Annotated in this window: 13 protein-coding genes; 8 read left to right on the top strand and 5 right to left on the bottom strand. The window is 55.2% G+C overall.

Annotated features, from left to right (window positions below; translation table 11 throughout):
• Positions 1-847: EF-Tu/IF-2/RF-3 family GTPase (locus RMSM_RS05010; RefSeq protein ID WP_040764170.1), on the top strand; the 847-nt coding region annotated here is incomplete at its 5' end.
• 134 nt (positions 848-981) lie between these two features.
• Here the strand turns inward: RMSM_RS05010 and RMSM_RS40675 are convergent.
• Complete coding sequence (locus RMSM_RS40675; RefSeq protein ID WP_236622005.1) at positions 982-1437, bottom strand: hypothetical protein; 456 nt, start codon at positions 1435-1437, stop codon at positions 982-984.
• Positions 1438-1919: 482 nt separating this feature from the next.
• Here RMSM_RS40675 and RMSM_RS05020 point away from each other — a divergent pair, with 482 nt between their 5' ends.
• The 4 genes from RMSM_RS05020 to RMSM_RS39565 all read left to right on the top strand — a co-directional run bounded on the left by RMSM_RS05020 (position 1920) and on the right by RMSM_RS39565 (position 4519).
• Positions 1920-3014, top strand: coding sequence for a DUF1559 domain-containing protein (locus RMSM_RS05020; RefSeq protein WP_008692489.1), 1095 nt, complete (start codon positions 1920-1922; stop codon positions 3012-3014).
• A 2-nt stretch (positions 3015-3016) separates the two neighbouring features.
• Positions 3017-3193 carry a hypothetical protein gene (locus tag RMSM_RS40680; protein ID WP_160168231.1) on the top strand — a complete coding sequence of 59 codons (177 nt, stop codon included), beginning with the start codon at positions 3017-3019 and terminating at the stop codon, positions 3191-3193.
• Between the two features lie 134 nt (positions 3194-3327).
• Entirely contained in the window at positions 3328-4137 is an 810-nt protein-coding gene (locus RMSM_RS05025) for a DUF4198 domain-containing protein (protein WP_008692491.1), read from the top strand.
• Positions 4138-4186: 49 nt separating this feature from the next.
• Positions 4187-4519 (top strand): hypothetical protein, encoded by a 333-nt coding sequence (locus RMSM_RS39565; RefSeq protein WP_201767006.1) that lies wholly within the window; start codon positions 4187-4189, stop codon positions 4517-4519.
• Between the two features lie 133 nt (positions 4520-4652).
• On the opposite strand, the gene RMSM_RS05035 is transcribed toward RMSM_RS39565, so the two are convergent.
• Positions 4653-5924 carry a GTPase gene (locus RMSM_RS05035; RefSeq protein WP_008692493.1) on the bottom strand — a complete coding sequence of 424 codons (1272 nt, stop codon included), beginning with the start codon at positions 5922-5924 and terminating at the stop codon, positions 4653-4655.
• Between the two features lie 124 nt (positions 5925-6048).
• Between RMSM_RS05035 and RMSM_RS05040 the strand changes: the two genes are divergently transcribed.
• On the top strand, positions 6049-7059 hold the full coding sequence (locus RMSM_RS05040) for a putative zinc-binding metallopeptidase (RefSeq protein WP_040764176.1): 1011 nt from the start codon (positions 6049-6051) through the stop codon (positions 7057-7059).
• 63 nt (positions 7060-7122) lie between these two features.
• A complete protein-coding gene (locus RMSM_RS05045) occupies positions 7123-8151 on the top strand; it encodes a D-alanine--D-alanine ligase family protein (protein WP_008692496.1) in 1029 nt (342 codons plus the stop codon).
• 212 nt (positions 8152-8363) lie between these two features.
• Here the strand turns inward: RMSM_RS05045 and RMSM_RS05050 are convergent, their stop codons facing one another.
• On the bottom strand, positions 8364-10445 hold the full coding sequence (locus tag RMSM_RS05050) for a prolyl oligopeptidase family serine peptidase (protein WP_008692498.1): 2082 nt from the start codon (positions 10443-10445) through the stop codon (positions 8364-8366).
• Positions 10446-10722: 277 nt separating this feature from the next.
• Between RMSM_RS05050 and RMSM_RS05055 the strand changes: the two genes are divergently transcribed.
• A complete protein-coding gene (locus RMSM_RS05055) occupies positions 10723-13209 on the top strand; it encodes a ComEC/Rec2 family competence protein (RefSeq protein WP_160168232.1) in 2487 nt (828 codons plus the stop codon).
• Between the two features lie 124 nt (positions 13210-13333).
• On the opposite strand, the gene RMSM_RS05060 is transcribed toward RMSM_RS05055, so the two are convergent.
• Both RMSM_RS05060 and RMSM_RS05065 read right to left on the bottom strand, forming a co-directional pair.
• Entirely contained in the window at positions 13334-14095 is a 762-nt protein-coding gene (locus RMSM_RS05060; protein WP_040764175.1) for a hypothetical protein, read from the bottom strand.
• Between the two features lie 709 nt (positions 14096-14804).
• Positions 14805-18020 (bottom strand): SdrD B-like domain-containing protein (locus tag RMSM_RS05065; protein WP_008692504.1); only part of this gene is annotated, 3216 nt, incomplete at its 5' end.

Genomic DNA, 18020 nt, shown 5'->3' on the forward strand with positions numbered 1-18020 from the left:
ACAGACGCCGGTATTCTTTGGCAGTGCATTGACCAATTTTGGGATCGAACATTTCTTGCATGGATTTCTCAAGCTGTGTCCGCCACCGGGATCTCGTAAAGCGACGGAGCCACCTTCGCCAAACTTCTCTGGATTCATTTTCAAGATCCAAGCCAACCTCGACCCTCGGCATCGTGACCGCGTCGCCTTCTTGCGAGTTTGCAGTGGCATGTTCGAGCGCGACATGGAGGTGACGATCGCTCGCTCGATGAAGAAAATCCGACTCGCTCGTGCCTTTCGCATCTTCGGCCAAGACCGTCAAACGATCGACCAGGCTTACCCGGGTGACATCATTGGATTGGTTTGCCCCGGAGAATTTCGGCTCGGAGATACGCTCTGCCAAAACGAAATTGTTCACCAAGAAGGACTGCCCCAGTTTTCACCCGAGTTCTTTGCTGTATTGGATTGCACCGATACGGCGAGAAGAAAACAATTCGACCGCGGATTGAAGCAGTTGATCGAAGAAGGAGCAATCCAGGTCTTTCACGACCCCCATATCAAACGCCGCGAGAATTTGCTTGCCGCCGTCGGTGAGCTGCAATTTGATGTCGTTCGTTATCGTCTGGAATCCGAGTACAACGCCCCCACGTCGCTCAGTTGGCGACCCTACAAATTGGTCCGCTGGTTTAACGCAACGCCCGAGCAAAAAGCAAAAATCCGACTCCCCTACTCTGGCAAACTGGCACTCGATCAATTTGGCCATGACGCCGTATTGCTACAGTCCGAATGGGATGTCAAAGCACTTCATCGCGCCAATCCCGATATCCGATTCGAGGAAATGCGAGTCACAAACCACACCGCCGACTGATGCGGCAGCAGGTCGCACGAATACGTAGCAGGTTGCTGATTTACTTTCATCTTGCGGCGTGTAGAATCTCAGGCGTGAGGAGCGAGCCGATCATTGGCACGCTGTCGAGGCTTTGAGCCCGCTTTGTTTTTCTTTCATTCCCTTCGATCGACAATATTCCATCGAATCATCAGCGTGACGCTGTTGATGGTGTTGGCGTGTGGAATGACAGGATTGCCGATTTCGACTCCTCTCCCCGAGAAAATCGGGCGTTTTCCCTGCGAAAATTGCCCCTGCGGCTGTTCGACTGCCGAGTATTGTTGGGACAAGTGCTGCTGCCACAGCGACGCTGAAAAATTGCAATGGGCGGCCGAAAACAACGTCCAGCCGCCAGCGTTCTTGATCGCTCGGACTCGTAAATCGCTTGATATTTCGCTGGCTAAACGCGAAACACCCCCGTCCAAACCCGCGACCGCGTGTAGCTGTTGCTCAGCCGCTTCGGCAAAATGCGCCACAGCGCCCGTCAACGCGGCCGACCATGATTCTGAGCCCGAATTGCTGGCGAACACACGGCTGATTCGACTCGAGGATGCTGCTAGTTGCCACGGCATTGATTTACTCTGGTCCATCTTCTCGAGTGCGGTGATCCAAACACGCCCGCCAACGCTGGCGTCCTGCACTCCACCCCTGCTGTTCCGCTTCGTGATCGGCAATCAACAAGCGATCACAATCGCTCTTTCTCCGGAACCACCTGTGCCCTAGCGGCCGCGGCAAAACCGTGCCTTGCACAGGAAGCGACTACCGCTGCGCTACCAGATCTGCGAGGCCTCTTTTAACGTTTTGTTGCAATTCGGCTCGTTGCTGCGCGTCCGTCCACTCCACGCGTGTGGAGCTGTGTCCACGCAGAAATCACCGCTGCCGCGTTAGTGTTTGAAGGCTCGCTCCTCACACCAGTGTGGTCTTCGTCGCTAGCGCGCCAGCGACCTACGACGCCCAAATGCAACTTCCATCGCCTCCCTTTCGCGACAGTTGCCTGCCGCGTGCTCGCTAGCGGTCCGCGCCCAACCGAACACCCCAAGAACAAACTACCAACATGAATCCATCACTCCCGTTTTCCCCCAACCTCAAGCCCACTCGGATCGCATTCACGCTGGTCGAATTATTAGTCGTGATTGCCATCATTGGCGTACTCGTCGGCCTATTACTGCCTGCCGTGCAATCGGCTCGTGAAGCTGCGCGGCGGATGCAGTGCAGCAACAACCTGAAACAAATCACGTTGGCGATGCACAATTACGAAAGCTCGCATCGCAAGATCCCCTCCAACTACACGTCGGGTACGAGCACGGCGGGCAACTTTTCGGTATTTGCCCAAATGGCACCGTTCTATGAACAAGGCAACATGTTGGACATGATCCATTTTGATCGCCCCCTGCACGTCGGATGCTGTCCAGGAGAACTGATTGCCCCGCACGATACCGCTGCCGCCACCTCGATCCCCACGCTGACATGCCCAAGCGAAGACAATGACCAAACGTTTTACGTGACCTCGCTATCGGGAAGCGGCCCAACGCAGGCGTATTCAGGTACCAACTACGCGATGAACACCGGCACGGGCGTCGGCACGTTGTACGACACCCGGCTTCCCACCGACGGCGTATCGTGGATCAATGCCAATGTTGGTTTTGAAGCGGTTCTCGATGGATTGAGTAACACCGCAGCGTTTTCCGAGCACTTGCTGGGACAGCTCGAACAATCGCCCAGCGAGCCGACGATCGATGCGATGCGGCGTCGTACGATGTTTGACGTGACCTGTGCCTTTGCCAGCCGCACGATGCCACCGTCCGAACCCGGAATGACAGGCTACGTTTTGCCCGAAGACCCCAATTTGATGGAAGCCTATACGCGTGCCAGCAGTCTGCATCGCGGATGGTCCGGACAACGCGGTGCGGGCTGGATCAACGGACGTGAGTACTGGACCGGATACACCCATTATCACCCGCCGCAAAGTGGGATTCCGGATATGCAGAGCTGCGGCTGGGGCGTGTTTGGCGTTCGCAGCAACCATCCCGGTGGCGTGCATGTTGCTCGCTGCGACGGCAGCGTCGGCTTCACCAACGAAAGTATCGACCTGAACGTCTGGCGTGCTCTCGGCACTCGCAATGGCCACGAAGTCATGGGGGAATTTTGATCATGAAACGCTTGATTGAAATGAGTCCATTGGCTGCCGTGATCTCCATCGGCTTGCCCACGGCGAAGCAAGCCAACGGCCAAGCGGTTTGGCCCGCGTATTTTGGCCAAGGTAGTACGGTCACACCCGAGGCCAAGTCACTACCGATGAAGTGGAGCCCCGCGACGAACATTCATTGAAAGAATGGGAATCGTTCCCTCTGGAACAGTCATTTCACGCGATCCTGCTCGAAGTCGGTCCCGACTAGTTAAACCGACATCATTCCTCTTAACCCACTCTTTGGCCCCCCTCTTTCCACCCAAAGGATTTTTCGATGATTCACTCACTCCGAACTCTATCGTTTGTCGGTTTGCTGATTGCCGCATCCACGGCATCGGCTCATGACGTTTGGGTCAACACCAACACGCCGATCGTACGGACCGGCGAGAATGTTTACGTTGACCTTCGGCTTGGAAATCACGGCAACCATCACCGTGATTTCAAACTGGCTGGTCGAGTTACCCTCGACTGGGTTTCGCTTGACCATATCACGCCCCGTGGGCAGAAAACCGACATCAAGAGTAAAATGTTCGCAACAGCATCGGCTGAAAAAGAAGGCTACTGGACCACTCCGTTGGCGGTTCGCGAGCCAGGCGTTCACTGTGTCGTACAGTCATTGGATCGCGTGATGAATCACGGCAAATCGATCCGCAGCATCCGCACCGCCAAAACCTATTTCCTTGTTTCCAACTCGCTCGACTCACCGTCGGTGGACCGCCATGTGCATGAAAAACCACTCGGATTGCCGCTCGAATTGGTCCTGCAAACGTGTCCGTTTAGCGAGACCGTCGCTGGCAACCCGATCAGCGTTCAGGTGTTGCACCAAGGCAAACCGCTTGCCGATGCGGTGGTCGCGTTCATCCCCGAAGGCATTGAATTGGCGGGCGAATTTGATTCCGAGTACGAGTTTCGCAGCGACGGTGATGGTATGGTGACGTTTGTTCCCAAGACCGGCAATCGTCATTTGATCGTCGCTCATTACACCGCGATGGACGAGCGTAGCGACGACTATGAATTCACAAGCTATGCATCGACAATCACGATCGATGTGCCAAATTCACACCGCGTTGTCAATCAAAAATGAGTCGATGCGGCGCACTCTTGAAATCCATTTTTCAGCAAAGGAAAAAACAATGAAACGAATTTTACTGCTCGCAACGATGGCGTTTTCGACTGCAGTCCTAGGCTGTGGCGAGAACACCGAACCCGCGTCCACCGCGACGACGACGACGGCAGAGCCCGCCAGCGAAGCGACGCTCGTCGCACTTCAGAAAGCCGACATGCTTGATGGCAGCGAAGATCATGTGATCGGCAAATGTTACGTGTGCAAACTTGGCATGGACGGTAGCGATCAGATCACGGCCGAAGTACACGGCTATACCGCGCACCTATGCAGCGAATCGTGCCGTGAGCATTTCGAAGCATCTCCCGACGAAGTCATCGCCAGCACCAAGATCCCCGAATGACGTGAAACGCAGATCTGGTGGATGCGAACGTGATGGCGAATTCGTGGTAGCCGCATGCCGGAACTCCGCTCCGCTACGTTCCGGCCTACAAGTCGCCGGGCGACTGTGGCGGGCCGCGCGTGTCACCAACGCACTACCCTGAAATCAGCTCCTTGAGTACTGCGGTTAACTGCCGTGGTTCGCTTGCGTCTAATAGTGCTTCGAGACACCGGACTTGTCGCTCGTTCAGCGGGACAGCCGATTTCGGGGGCGGAAACGTACCAGCGAGTCGATTTGCGATCGCGGCGAGCAACTCGTCGATTCCTTCGCCCGTTGTTGCGACGGTTTGAATCAGATCGGTCTCGGTCAGCTCAGCCTCGATTAGATCACTTTTATTGAGCACGTCGATTCGTGGCACCTGCAATGCCGGATCGGCAATCGTGGGGGTGTCGGGCGTCTGGATGGCGAGCACCAGATCCGCCGTGCTGGCTTCCCGCATCGCCCGGCTGATCCCTTCACGCTCGATCGACTCGCCGCTGTCGTGGATCCCGGCGGTATCGGTCAACCGGATCGGCAACCCATCGATCACCGTCTCAGCGTGCAAGACGTCACGGGTGGTGCCAGCGACCGCAGTTGCGATACTGCGGTCGTAGCCCAAAATCGCATTAATCAAACTGCTTTTCCCAACATTCGGGCGGCCTGACAGGACGACACGAAACGGAGATGTCAACCGCACCCCGATCGGAGCGTATGCCAAAATCTCGCGGACCTCGCGATGCAGATCGTCTAAGCAAGCAGCAGTGTCTTCAACGTTGTCGACCCTTTTTTCAGCTGCACGCAAGATCGCGGAGCGATCAGCGACGTTGAGCCATTTGATTGCCCAATCCTGTAGCGCTCCGCGGACTTGATCCATCGCCACGGCGGCGGTTCGCACCGTTTGGCACTGTGTCAACACTGCGGTCGCCTCGCGAATCAATCGCGATGTAGTCATCGGGCCCGCTGCGGCGCCCCACCACGGATACGGCCAATCCTCGTTTTCGACCGACGTGATTCCGACCTTGTTCAGATCGGCAATAATACGCTGGATCGCGGCCGAGCCCCCATGGCAATGGACTTCCCATTGCTGCGAGTCCCGCATGATCACGACGATCGATTCGCTTGGAATAGACGCGTCTTCGGATTCGTCGCCGACGCTCGGCTTTGGTCCGTGCCAATCGCCATAGCGGATTTCGTTGAGCTTTAATTCGCGAGCCGATGCCGCGGTAAAACATCGCATCACCGCTTCGCCCGCTTGCGGACCGGCGACACCGATCACCGCAATCGCCGAGCGACCGGCGCCGGTGAATAGCGTGCACACATCGGGGACCGACCGTACCGCTTTGTGCGAATTAGTCTTGCCATCGCTGCTGTTTTTTTTAGAAGACATCTTTTTAGGGGTAACAAATCTGGCAAGTTGAATAAACTGACGCAAACTCTTCGTTTCGATTCTTGTTCATTTGCTTCATTGCATACACGGTGAAATGGCAAAACCAGAGCCAAAACTCTCGACGATGCCAAACCTATCCAAGCTAAGCGACAAACGGCTGCTGGATATGCGGATGTGCGATTTAAAGCTTTCGATTCGTGACACGCCACTGCAGAAACGAATTGAGCAGCTGAACCAGGAATTGGCGAGTCGGGGATTAAATTTTCGGCCTCATTGCTGGCTGAGCGACGATTGGTATTCCCCCGACGGCATCCCTGGGATCGCGATTCCCTTCTACTTGGCCCATCCCCGCCTAGCTCGGCTCGAGCGAAAGCAACTCTTGGAAGTCGAAGGGGGAACGCAGCAGTGGTGCATGAAAATATTGCGTCACGAAGCGGGACACGCGATTGATACCGCGTTTCGGATCCGGCGAAAAGCACGTTATCGCCAACTTTTTGGCAGCCCATCGGAACCCTACCCCGATTATTACCAACCGACCCCATCGAGCCGCGATTACGTGCTGAACCTCGATATGTGGTACGCTCAAGCCCATCCACTTGAGGATTTTGCCGAAACGTTTGCGGTTTGGCTGCGGCCGGGATCACGCTGGCGAACTCAATATCGCAATTGGTCCGCGATCAAAAAACTCGAGTTTGTTGACGAGTTCATGAAGTCGATCCAGGGCAAACGTCCGCTGGTTTACAATCGAAAAACGATTGATCCGGTCAGCCGGCTGCGAAAAACGCTGCGAACGCATTATCAACGAAAACGTGAACATTACGGGGTCGACTATCCGAGTATCTATGATGCCGACCTACGCAAACTGTTTTCGTCCGACGAAGAGCACCGACGCAACGTGACCGCCGCCGCCTTTTTGAGCCGAATTCGCAACGAACTGCGAACGATCGTCGCCCACTGGACCGGCGAGTACACGTACACGATTGACCAAGTGATCCAAGAAATGATCGAGCGATGTCGCGAGCTGAACTTACGACTCGGTGGAGCGATCGAACAAGTCAAGCGAGATGCCATGATTTTAGTCGCAGTGCGAACCACCAACTTTTTACACGAAGGACGGCATCGTGTTGCGATATAGCGATCGGCTCAAAAAACCTTGCCTGTTTCGCAGTTCCGCTCGGCCGTGTGACGGAGCCCGAGCATGAGTTCGCTGCGTATTTTGGTGCTCGTTCGCGACGGCCACGTTCCGCCGCTGACGCTCGAGGGCGTTAACGAAAAAGATCTGGACGATTGGAAGGCCGAATTTGACGTCTGCGACACGCTGCGTCACATCGGCCACGAAGTACTTCCGATCGGAGTCTACGATGACCTGACGCCCATCCGTGAAGCTTTACGCGAGTTCAAACCCGACATTACGTTCATGATGTTGGAAGAATTCCACGGGGTGGTCACCTATGACTTTGCCGTGATCAGCTATCTGGAATTGATGCAGCAGCCTTATACCGGTTGCAATCCGCGTGGATTGTTGCTCAGCAAGGACAAGGCGTTATCGAAAAAGGTGCTGACCTATCATCGCATCCCAACGCCTCGCTTTGCCGTGTTTCCGGCGGGTCGTATCATCCATCGGCCTAAGAAATTGTCGTTCCCGCTGTTTGTAAAATCGGCGATCGAGGACGCCTCGTTTGGCATCGCTCAGGCTTCGATTGTCCACAACGACGAAGCGCTAGTAGAACGCGTCAAGTTCATCCATGACAAGACCAACGACGATGCGATGGCCGAACAGTACATCGAAGGACGCGAGTTGTATGTCGGCGTGATCGGCAACAACCGCTTGCAAACGTTTCCGCCGTGGGAAATGCTGTTTACCAAGATGCCGGATGACATCGCGAAAATCGCGACTCGTCAAGTCAAATGGAATCACAAGTACCAAGAGAAACATGGCATCACGACCGAGGAAGCCAAGGATCTTGACGACGCCACGAAGCTAAAAATCTCGCGACTTTGCAAACGGGTCTACCGGGCCTTGAACATGAGCGGTTACGCGCGAATGGATTTGCGAATGACCGACAAAGGCGAGATCTTCGTGATCGAAGCCAACGCGAACCCAAATATCGAATATGGCGAAGATTTCTCGGAATCGGCCGAGACGATTGGGATGACGTACGAGACGTTGCTGCAGAAAATCCTGAACCTAGGGCTGCGATACAAGGCCGCCTGGATGACCACCTGACCAGCCCTGACCACCTAACCAGCCCAGCGACCCCGAGCCCGGGATCAACCGCGTGCGGAGGACCGCCCCCGCAATGCCATCTACTTTGGCAACCATTGGAGATGCTCAAGTAGTGGGATTCGCCAGAATTCCCATCTTTGCTGTTGAAACTCCAGGAACTCTGGCGAGTCCCACTACGAAAGTAGATGGCATTGGGCGCCCCCCCTCGCCTTCTACTGCAGATTTTCGAGCAAAAACGCCCACAAATCAGCATATTCGTCGATTCGTTTACTGACCGGCGTCCCCGCCCCATGGCCGGCTCGCGTTTCGATTCGAATCAGCGTGGGATTGTTGCAGCTCTGAGCAGCTTGCAGTGCGGCGGCGAATTTGAAACTGTGCCCCGGCACCACTCGGTCGTCACGATCCGCCGTGGTAATCAGCGTGGCGGGATAACACGTGCCCGGCTTCAAATTGTGTAGTGGCGAATAGGACAGCAGATTTTCGATCTGGTCCGCTTCGTCACTACTGCCATATTCGGTCGCCCACGCCCATCCGATCGTGAACTTGTGGAAACGCAGCATGTCCATCACTCCGACAGCCGGCAAACAGGCACCAAACAGTTCGGGACGCTGAGTCATCACTGCGCCAACAAGCAATCCGCCGTTGCTGCCACCGCGAACCGCCAATCGGCTCGGTTGGGTGTAACCTTTGTCGATCAAATGTTCGGCGGCAGCGATAAAGTCGTCGAATACGTTTTGCTTGTTCAGCCGCATGCCGGCCTCGTGCCACTCGCGGCCGTACTCGCCACCACCGCGAAGGTTTGCAACCGCGTAGACGCCTCCGTTTTCGATCCACGCCGCGTTGGCAGGTGAGAACGATGGTGTCAGCGAGATGTTAAATCCACCATAGGCGTACAGCAGCGTGCGATTCGAACCATCCAGCTTGGTATCGCGATGCCGCGTCACGATCACAGGCACCTTCGTGCCATCCATGCTGGTCGCAAAAAGTTGTTCGGTCACGTAATCGTCAACTTGGATCGGCGTTTCAGGACGTCGCCACAGCGTGGTTTCCCCACTGCTCAGATCGACGCGATAGATTTCGCCGGGCGTGACGTAATTGGTAAAGTCAAAGAAGGTTTCGGTGGCGTCTTGGCGACCTCCAAACCCACTGACACTGCCCACACCGGGCAGCGGCAAATCGTCCACGAAGTCGCCTTCGATCGAATAGCGGGCCACTCGACTGCGAGCGTCCTTGAGATAACTGAGATAAAACGTCTCGCCAAACAGGCATGCCGATTCCAGCACGTCGTCCGCTTCGGCGACCACCTCGTTCCAGTGCTCGCGATCGGCATTGCCAACGTCGACGGCAATCAAGCGGCGTTTCGGAGCTTCGCTGTCGGTCACAAAATAATGGGTCGCCCCGACCGACGCGATCCATTCGTACTCCGCATCAAACCCGGTAATCAGCGGTTCGACAGTGGCATCAGGATCGGCAAGATCTTTGATAAAGATCTGTGATTTCGGCTCGCTGCCTTTCCAGTTGTGAATGACCAGATAGCGTCCATCATCGGTAACCGTGGGCGAGAACCCCCATTTCGGTTCATCAGGCCGCTCCAAAATCAACGTGTCCTTGGATTGATCGTCACCGAGCCGATGAAAATACAAACGTTGATTCTCGTTGGTACCGGTCAACTCTTGACCTTCGACCGGTGCGGTGTAACGAGCGTAAAAGAAACCGCGTGCATCGGGCATCCAAGCGATGCCGCTGAACTTGCTCCAACGAACAACATCGTCCAAATCTTTGCCCGTCGCCACCTCGCGCACTTTCCATGTTCGCCAATCGCTGCCGCCATCGGCTAGCGAGTAAGCGATCAATTTGCCGTCCCGTGTCGTAACGGTTGATCCGAGTGCAACGGTGCCATCTTCGCTGAGTGTGTTGGGGTTGATCAACACCTGCCGCTCTGCATCGAGCGAATCGGCCTTGTACAGCACACTTTGGTTCTGCAAGCCGTTGTTGTGCGAATAGATGTAGTAGTCGCCTTTGTGGCTAGGCAAGCCAAAGCGTTCATAATTCCACAATTTCTCGAGTCGTGCTCGCATCGCCTCTCGCTCGGGCAACGATTGCAAGTAAGCCTGAGTGACCTTGTTCTGGGCTTCCACCCAAGCAGCGGTCTCGTCGCTCTCGGTGTCTTCGAGCCAGCGGTAGGGGTCGGCGACGCGATGGCCATGGTAGTCGTCGGTGACGTCGACTGTGTTGGTCTCGGGGTACTGCATCTTGCTTTGCGATTGCGTCAGCGTGGTTGATTCTTGTGCCATGGCGATGTCGGAGATGACCCCAGAGGAGAACAGTAAAAAAAGAAACAGTGAGCGGATCAGAGTGGTGGTGGCCGTGGATGCTGCCAGTGTTGACACCGGAAACCGTGACCGTTTGAAAGGGTGTAACATTGGATGTGATAGACTGAGGGGGGTGAGAAATCGAAAGTCGGATGCTTCGGCTTGGCTATCCTACTCGATTTTTCCTGCGGAAAGACAAGGGGGACCTGCTTTGGATGCGGTATCGGGTGCGGCACATGATCGCGAACCCCGACGTCCGATGGCGGACTTCTGGCCGCGACACCCCCTGTTGCTACTGGCCATTGCGGCGGCGACCGGGATCGCGATTGACGCTGGTCTGTCGCTCGGGTTCCAAACACGGTCCATGCTGTGGGGGGGCGTTGCGATTGGGGCATGTGTGTTGTTTGCATTTCCCAAAGCGGTCACCAAACGTGTCGCGGTAGTGTTGGCTGTGGCGTCGCTCGCGGGATTGTGGCATGGCTACAACGACTTTGCTTATCAAACCGCATCGATTGGGCACTATGCGGGGGAGTATCCCGAACCGGCCATTATCGAAGGCATGATCGATCGGCCGGTGGTGATTCGCCGCAATCCGCTGGCCGATTTCGCCCGACGACGCGATCAATCGCCCTGGCAATCGGTAATCGAACTGGCGACCGAGCAGATTCGTGTCGGTGACGACTTTCGTCCCTGTCGTGGCCGAGTCATGGTTGTGTGCAGCGGTCGGCTGGACCATCGATTGCCCGGTGATGTGATTCGAGTCCATGGTTCACTTGCCAGGATCGTCGCTCCTACCAATCCAGGCGAAAACGATCTGCGTCCGGTGTACCGTCGTCGTGGCATTCACGCCCGAATCGACGTCGCCCGCGAAACGCAGATCGAAGCGATCGGACGACGCTGGGACTTCGATCGCCCGATTGCCACCATCGCGACCGAAAGCCGCGAGTTGCTGCTGAAACACACCGGCGATTCATCCGGCGCGTTGGCGGTCGCCTTGGTAATCGGACAGCGCGACTTCGTCGATCCCGAAACCCGCGATCTGTTGCTGGTAACCGGAACCGCACATCTGCTAAGCGTCAGCGGATTGCACCTCGCGATCGTGATCGTGTTGGCCAGCTGGGTTGCGATGTTGCTGCGTTTTCCCCTCGGTGCCAAGATTGTTTGGGTGTTGTTGGTGTGCTGCTTGTACACGGCGATCACCGGAGGCCGTCCTCCCGTGATGCGAGCGGCGGTCTTGGTCGGGATGCTGATGTGTTCGCTGTGGTTTCGGCGTCCCACGCAGCCAATCAATACCTTGTCGCTGGCAGCATTGTTGTTGCTGGCGATCAATCCCGAGAATCTGTTTCATGTCGGCGTCCAGCTGTCGTTTCTGGCCGTGGCAACGCTGTTCTTGTGTGGTGCCCGCACGATTACCGAGTCTCATGCGGTGGATCTGGCGATCGAAAACGAACAACAACTCGATGCACTGCTGCAATCCTCGCAATCAACATGGGTTCGCTACGGACGGACCGCATGGCAATGGATCGCGAGGATGGTTTGGTACAGCGGCTGCGTGACCGCGATCAGCATCCCCTTGGTGTGGCACCAATTTCACGTGATCTCGTTTGTCAGCGTCGTGACCAATGTGATCTTGAGTCCGTTTCTGTTTTGGTCCTTGGCGTGTGGTGTCGCCACGGTGGTGGTGGGATGGGTCTGGGCCGCCGCAGCAGGTCTGCCGGGCTTCTTGTGCGGCGTCGGGCTACAGTGCATGCGGCAGATCATTGGCGTTGCCGCCGAAGTCCCCTACGGACATTACTGGTTGCCATCGCCACCGGGATGGAGCGTGGCCGTGTTTTATCTGGTGATGGTCGGCTCGCTTTTCCGGTCACGAAGCCGAGCGAGTTCATGGTTCCGTTATGGCTGGATCGTTGTCTGGATGGTGGCCGCATGGATGATGGCGACCACGGCCCCGCCAATTGATCGTGGGACGTTCGAAGCGACATTTGTTGACGTCGGCCACGGAACAAGTGTCGTCATGCGAGATGACGTGGGACACGTGTTCCTTTACGATTGCGGTCGCATGGCAAACCAAACCGGCAGCAGTCGAGATATCGACGCAGCGTTGTGGTCGGTCGGAGCGACACGGTTGGATGCCATCTTTTTATCGCACGCCGATTCGGATCATTACAACGCGATCCCCGGAGTATTACGGCGGTTCGCAGTGAATCGCATCGTCACGCCCCCAGGCATGCTTGAACAACAGGAAGTCGGGCTGGTGCCCACACGATTGGCCATTGCTGCCGCGAACGTACAGGTGATCGAAGTGTTCGATTCGTCGGAAATACCAGAGCTCCACCAGACCTTTTCGATCCTACATCCGCCGCCACAGCGAATTGGTGGTAACGACAACGCAAATAGCTTGGTGTTACGAATTGATTGCGGCGGAAAGACGCTGTTGTTACCCGGCGATCTGGAGCCTCCGGGGACGGAATCTCTAATCAATCACCAGCGTCCGCCACCGGGCGGTGTGTTGATGGCGCCGCATCACGGCAGCTTGTCGATGAACGCCGAATCGATCCTGCAGTGGTCACGTCCCGCCGAAGTGATCGTCAGCGGCGGGAAACGAGCAAGAAAACCAGCGGTCCGCGCGATGTTAGACAGGACTGGCGCCGGAGTCCACGTGACCGCCGAAGTCGGAGCCATCCGAGTCCGCATCGGCGAAGATGGCCAGATCGAAGTGCGGTCGTGGAAGCAGTCGCCCTGGTAAAGTCGTAGTGATGTACGACGGTCGATCCCGGTCGTCGAACTCGGCCGCTGTCTGAAACGGCTGCGTGCAAAGTGTCCTTGCAGGTTTAGACTACGCTCCGAGTTTATGATTTGCCACTGACATTTTACTGCTGTGCCGCACGATCATCAGGCAAGTCATACATCACCAACAGATCGATCCACATATTACTGCCACCCGAAAGTCGTGATACGTCAAGATAAATGAATGACCGCCTCGACCTTCGCAACTTACCAACCGTGAGCGACGCAATTGCGTCTGTTCTCCCACTACCTTGCGTGAACCAAACCGCCCCGTCCCAAGCTCCCAGCGGCGATTCACTCGATATATGTTTCTCTGAATACCCCGTCAGCGTACCAAACGGTGCTCGCACGATATTGTTTGCCAAGTCAATTTCGATCCCCGAGAGGTTTGCGATTACGTGCCTGCCGGCCACCACAGCATGTTGACCATTAACCACGCCTCCATCCAGAACATACAGTTCTGGCTCTGGGCGAGTAATCGTAAGTTCTGTGTCACCCGCTTTCTGCACCGAAAGCTGTTTTGATACCTCGAGGTATTCTTCATATTCAGCTTCAGAAATCCCCATTCGAGAATCGTACGCGATCGTCTCACCCACCGACCGACTAGATACCTGCTCGAGCCACTCAGGATGTTCCACAGCGGATATCAGCATCTTCCTCGACAGCTCCGCCGCACGAATAGGCACCATGAAATCCATCACGTCTACATTCAACTTTCCGACAGCCAACGCATCGTGTGGATCGTGATACCGAGCCTGCTGATGCTCATGCGATTCTATGGCGTACATAAACGACACGACCATGAGTGACAAACTGGCAACCGCAAGCACGCCGCCTGCTGCCACGAGCCCGATTACTAGCCCACGATTTGATTTCGTGCGTCGAGCGCTAGGATGACTGTGGTACACATGCGACTGGTAGGTTGGAGGAAGCCGCCCGTCAAATCCTGGTGCAGGACTGGAACCCCCGAAGCTTTCCGGCAGCGTTCCAGCGTTGAAGATATTTGTCTCTCGTGCTTCTGCGATGTTCGATGGAGCTTTGGATTGGGCTAGCTTTGCGGGCATACGCTCGGGTGCGGGAGCAGGCTTCGTCAACCGAAGAAGGGTATTGCATCGTGGGCATTGAAACGCGTTATTTGTGTCAGCCAAGGCCACTCGGAGCTTTTGACCACATGAACAGTTAACTATTTGACTACTCATCAACCGTGACTCAAATCAACTCGATGCAAAAACCTTAGTATCCGTCAGTGTCGACGATGTGACAAGTTGCGTTTGGCTCTGCGGACACTTGTCGCGAGGAGACAGAAATACGCAAATGCGAATTCATTTCATCCTCTGCTCTGCAATCGCATCAACTAGCTGCACTGAGCCACTCGGGCAATGTGTTCGTGTTCAAATACACAGCCCGAATCAGGCATCTCGCCAAGACGCCGCTGCTGCGCAAGCTGCCTTATAGAATTTGCCGAACGGTCACACGCTGACCAACTTATCAAATCAGTCAACGTGGACTCGGTAAAATCTGGAAAGCTTCGAGTGAAGGCTCGCCGTAAAAAGCTTACGACTTCAACTTGTCTCCGAGGCCATCGATCAAATGATCAGCCCCATGCTCACCCTTCAAATCATCTTTATCGAGGTCGTCCGTGACCTCCCCAAGATCAACAAGGGTCGACGTCAAATCACCGTCGATCCAGTGGGCCAACGCGGCATCTAGAGCAGCGAGATCATTTTCATTCGCTACCGACCCGCCGACAAGCAGATCATCACCATGGCCCCCCTTCAATTTGTCTTTGCCGGGCCCTCCGATCAACAGGTCGATGCCGTGGCCGCCATCAAGTTTATCGTCATCGTCACCGCCGATCAGGATGTCGTTTCCGCTTCCGCCGGTCAGCCGATCTTTGCCACTGTTACCTTCGATGACTGATGATTCGTACCATGTATCGCCATCGGATCCGCCAAGATCCGCGCGGTCGTCACCGTCATCAAGTACGATTCGAACGGTTTGAATATCGCCCGGATTGAAGTTGTAAACGTCAGCGCCACCATCAGATCCACCGAAATTCAATTTTGCGACTACTTTGACAGTGGGATGGTCGAGACCACCACCGGACCCTCCATCACTTCCCCCGGTTACTTGGGCTTGGACATCATCCTTGCCACTCGTACCGATAATCTGCAACGCGTGTGTATTGGGATCGACACGTACGCCACTGACCCATCGCTCGGCCCCCAATTTCGTAGCAACGTCACCATCATCGTCCGTGACCATGACAGTGATCGTAAAAATTCCCCCGGTAGCGTACTGATGGTCGGCCGCGAAGACACTCGGATCACCTGCTGCAAACGTCAACACAGTCCGGTCTTCATCGGCGTTGGCTGCAGCGTCGTCGATTTCACCCCAATCAATGACAAGCGTGTGCGCATCCAGGCTTCCAGGATCGCTGAAACTACCGCGAATCGCCAGTGAGTCATCGACAGTTGCTTTTTCTGACTTCGTCCCTAAGCCAGCGTGCGGCTCGATGGTCAACATCGGCGCAACATTTCGAATTGTGATCGTCGATCCGGAAACGCTCGTGTCGAAACCGTCATCAACTAAAACCGAGACGGCATAATCTCCGTCGTCGGCAATGCCTAGGGCGGCAAGCTGTAGAGCGTCAATGGTCGGACTGACTCCGATTGCATCGTCAAATTCACCATCCAGATCGAGATCCCATCGATAGATCAAATCGTCGCCGTCGCCATCGGTCGACGCCGAGGCGTCTAGAGCAATGCCGTCGCCTTCGTCAATCGCATACGGCCCACCTGCGTCCGGAACCGGAATCTTGTTTAACGGAAGATTGCCAAAATCGAGTCCCGTGATCGAGTCTGCGACACCTAGCGAGACACGGTGTGCCGAGTCACTGACGTGTTTGCCAGCCAAGCCATAGTATGGAAAGTTGGTCAGAAACGAACGCTTGAATGCCCCGCCACGATCGAACGCAACCATTCCAGTAAACGCACTTGTGTACGACAGCAGAACCTCGTCACCCAGCACTGCGACCCCTTGATCGGTCTGACCACCGTGAGTGAATTTCGAAAGAATAACACCCGAATCAGGGTCAATGAAGATCACGTCGTTGGACCCCGTCGTGGCTACCAGCGCATCGGGGTTCGTAATTGCATCGAGTCCACCGACGATATTTTTCCCAGAGTTGAGGCCATCAATGTCAAGAGTGCCGATCACCATGTCACTGACCGGATCAAAAATCTTGATATCGTCCGTAACGTAATCCGAGATATAAAGCAAACCGTTCAGTGACGCGATCCCGTCGTAGTCACCAGAACCAATCAAGTCGCGGTCCAGCTCCGCTCCCGTCGTGGGATCGATTTCAACCACCGCATCGCTATTAGAATCAACGATGAACAACGACTTGCCATCAAAAGCTAAGCCTACGCGGAAGGTCGTTACATCGTACTCCGGACTAAATTGATTGATCACCGACCCGTCTTGAGGGTCGATGCGAAAGATCACATCGGGGCTGACTCCGTGCCGAATTCCAAACAGTACGCCTGTTTCGCTGACAGGCGACGTTTGCTCAAATCGCTCTGGCGCAATCTCCCGAACTACGTAATCTCCAGGCAGTAGGTTTTGAAACAAGTACTCGCCGCCGTCACCCGTAATCTGCGTTGGCTCGCCATTGTCGAGTTGGCTATTGTCGTTCAGGTCCAGATAAACCGTAACGCCACTCTGCGGAACCTCATCAGCGTCCCATACTCCATCGCCGTCTCGATCGATGAACTGAACGCCTCCGAGTTCGCCCCGAGTATCGAAGCGTCCGAAATCGAGATCGGCTACCGTTTCCCCTTCAACGAGCTGCACGCGATGGGACGTCTCGACGACTAGTTTGCCCGCGAGCGCACGCACCGTGAGGTTGTTGTTACCATTGTTAACGACGTATAAGTCGACAACCCCTCCGCTACGATCGAAGATGACCGCGCCATAATAGTCTGGACCATCGTAAGTCAAATGGAGGTGTTGGCCGACAACGGCCGCGCCAATATCGGCTTGCCCTCCATGAAAAAAACTGTCTTGCACGACACCGGTTGTTGGATCAAAAAACACGATTCGATCCGATCCCGTTGTCGCAACCAACTGATCCGGGTTTTCAAAAGCAGCTAAACCGCCAACGATATTGACCGTCGTCGATCCATCGGAAACAAAATACTCGTTAGTAATTGTGTCCGTCACCGGATCGAATTCGAAAATTTTGTTCGAAAACGGGTTAGAAAGGTAGACCTTTCCATTTAGTGCTGCCGCTCCGTCAATATCTTTGGATATGAAATCCGAATCAATCAGACTTCCAGTGCTTGGATCAACTTCATAAAGCGAGTCGGTTTGTGCATCGGCGAGGAACAGAGAGGTTCCGTCGAACGCCATTCCGATGAACTTTGCAGGCAAGTCAACGGGGGAAGGAATTGTCGACAAAACGCCTCCGGTTGCAGGATCAAGTCGCAAGATCTGGTCAGGGGTGGTTGTACGATCAAATGCGTATAAAAAAGCTTCCTGGACGTCGGGAGCCGTTTGAATAGCGCCCTGACGCAATTCTTGACGTACAACGTAGGTGCCGACGTCCAGATCATCGAATTGATACTGGCCAGCCTCGTTGGTTGTCGTTGACGGATCAGTACTATCGAGTAAACCGTTATCGTTGAGGTCCAAATAAATCGTCACATCGGCGACCGACACCTCGGCAAATTCTTGGATGCCGTTTTGGTTGTATCGTACAAAAACCAT

The organism is Rhodopirellula maiorica SM1 (genome assembly GCF_000346295.1).
GTDB classification, from domain to species: Bacteria; Planctomycetota; Planctomycetia; order Pirellulales; family Pirellulaceae; genus Novipirellula; species Novipirellula maiorica.

What these genes read in the sequence shown, in the direction of transcription:
- RMSM_RS40675 (WP_236622005.1), bottom strand. Translation starts at nt 1,437, where the DNA reads ATGCCGTGGCAACTAGCAGCATCCTCGAGTCGAATCAGCCGTGTGTTC.
- RMSM_RS05020 (WP_008692489.1), top strand. Translation starts at nt 1,920, where the DNA reads ATGAATCCATCACTCCCGTTTTCCCCCAACCTCAAGCCCACTCGGATC.
- RMSM_RS40680 (WP_160168231.1), top strand. Translation starts at nt 3,017, where the DNA reads ATGAAACGCTTGATTGAAATGAGTCCATTGGCTGCCGTGATCTCCATC.
- RMSM_RS05025 (WP_008692491.1), top strand. Translation starts at nt 3,328, where the DNA reads ATGATTCACTCACTCCGAACTCTATCGTTTGTCGGTTTGCTGATTGCC.
- RMSM_RS39565 (WP_201767006.1), top strand. Translation starts at nt 4,187, where the DNA reads ATGAAACGAATTTTACTGCTCGCAACGATGGCGTTTTCGACTGCAGTC.
- RMSM_RS05035 (WP_008692493.1), bottom strand. Translation starts at nt 5,924, where the DNA reads ATGTCTTCTAAAAAAAACAGCAGCGATGGCAAGACTAATTCGCACAAA.
- RMSM_RS05040 (WP_040764176.1), top strand. Translation starts at nt 6,049, where the DNA reads ATGCCAAACCTATCCAAGCTAAGCGACAAACGGCTGCTGGATATGCGG.
- RMSM_RS05045 (WP_008692496.1), top strand. Translation starts at nt 7,123, where the DNA reads ATGAGTTCGCTGCGTATTTTGGTGCTCGTTCGCGACGGCCACGTTCCG.
- RMSM_RS05050 (WP_008692498.1), bottom strand. Translation starts at nt 10,445, where the DNA reads ATGGCACAAGAATCAACCACGCTGACGCAATCGCAAAGCAAGATGCAG.
- RMSM_RS05055 (WP_160168232.1), top strand. Translation starts at nt 10,723, where the DNA reads ATGGCGGACTTCTGGCCGCGACACCCCCTGTTGCTACTGGCCATTGCG.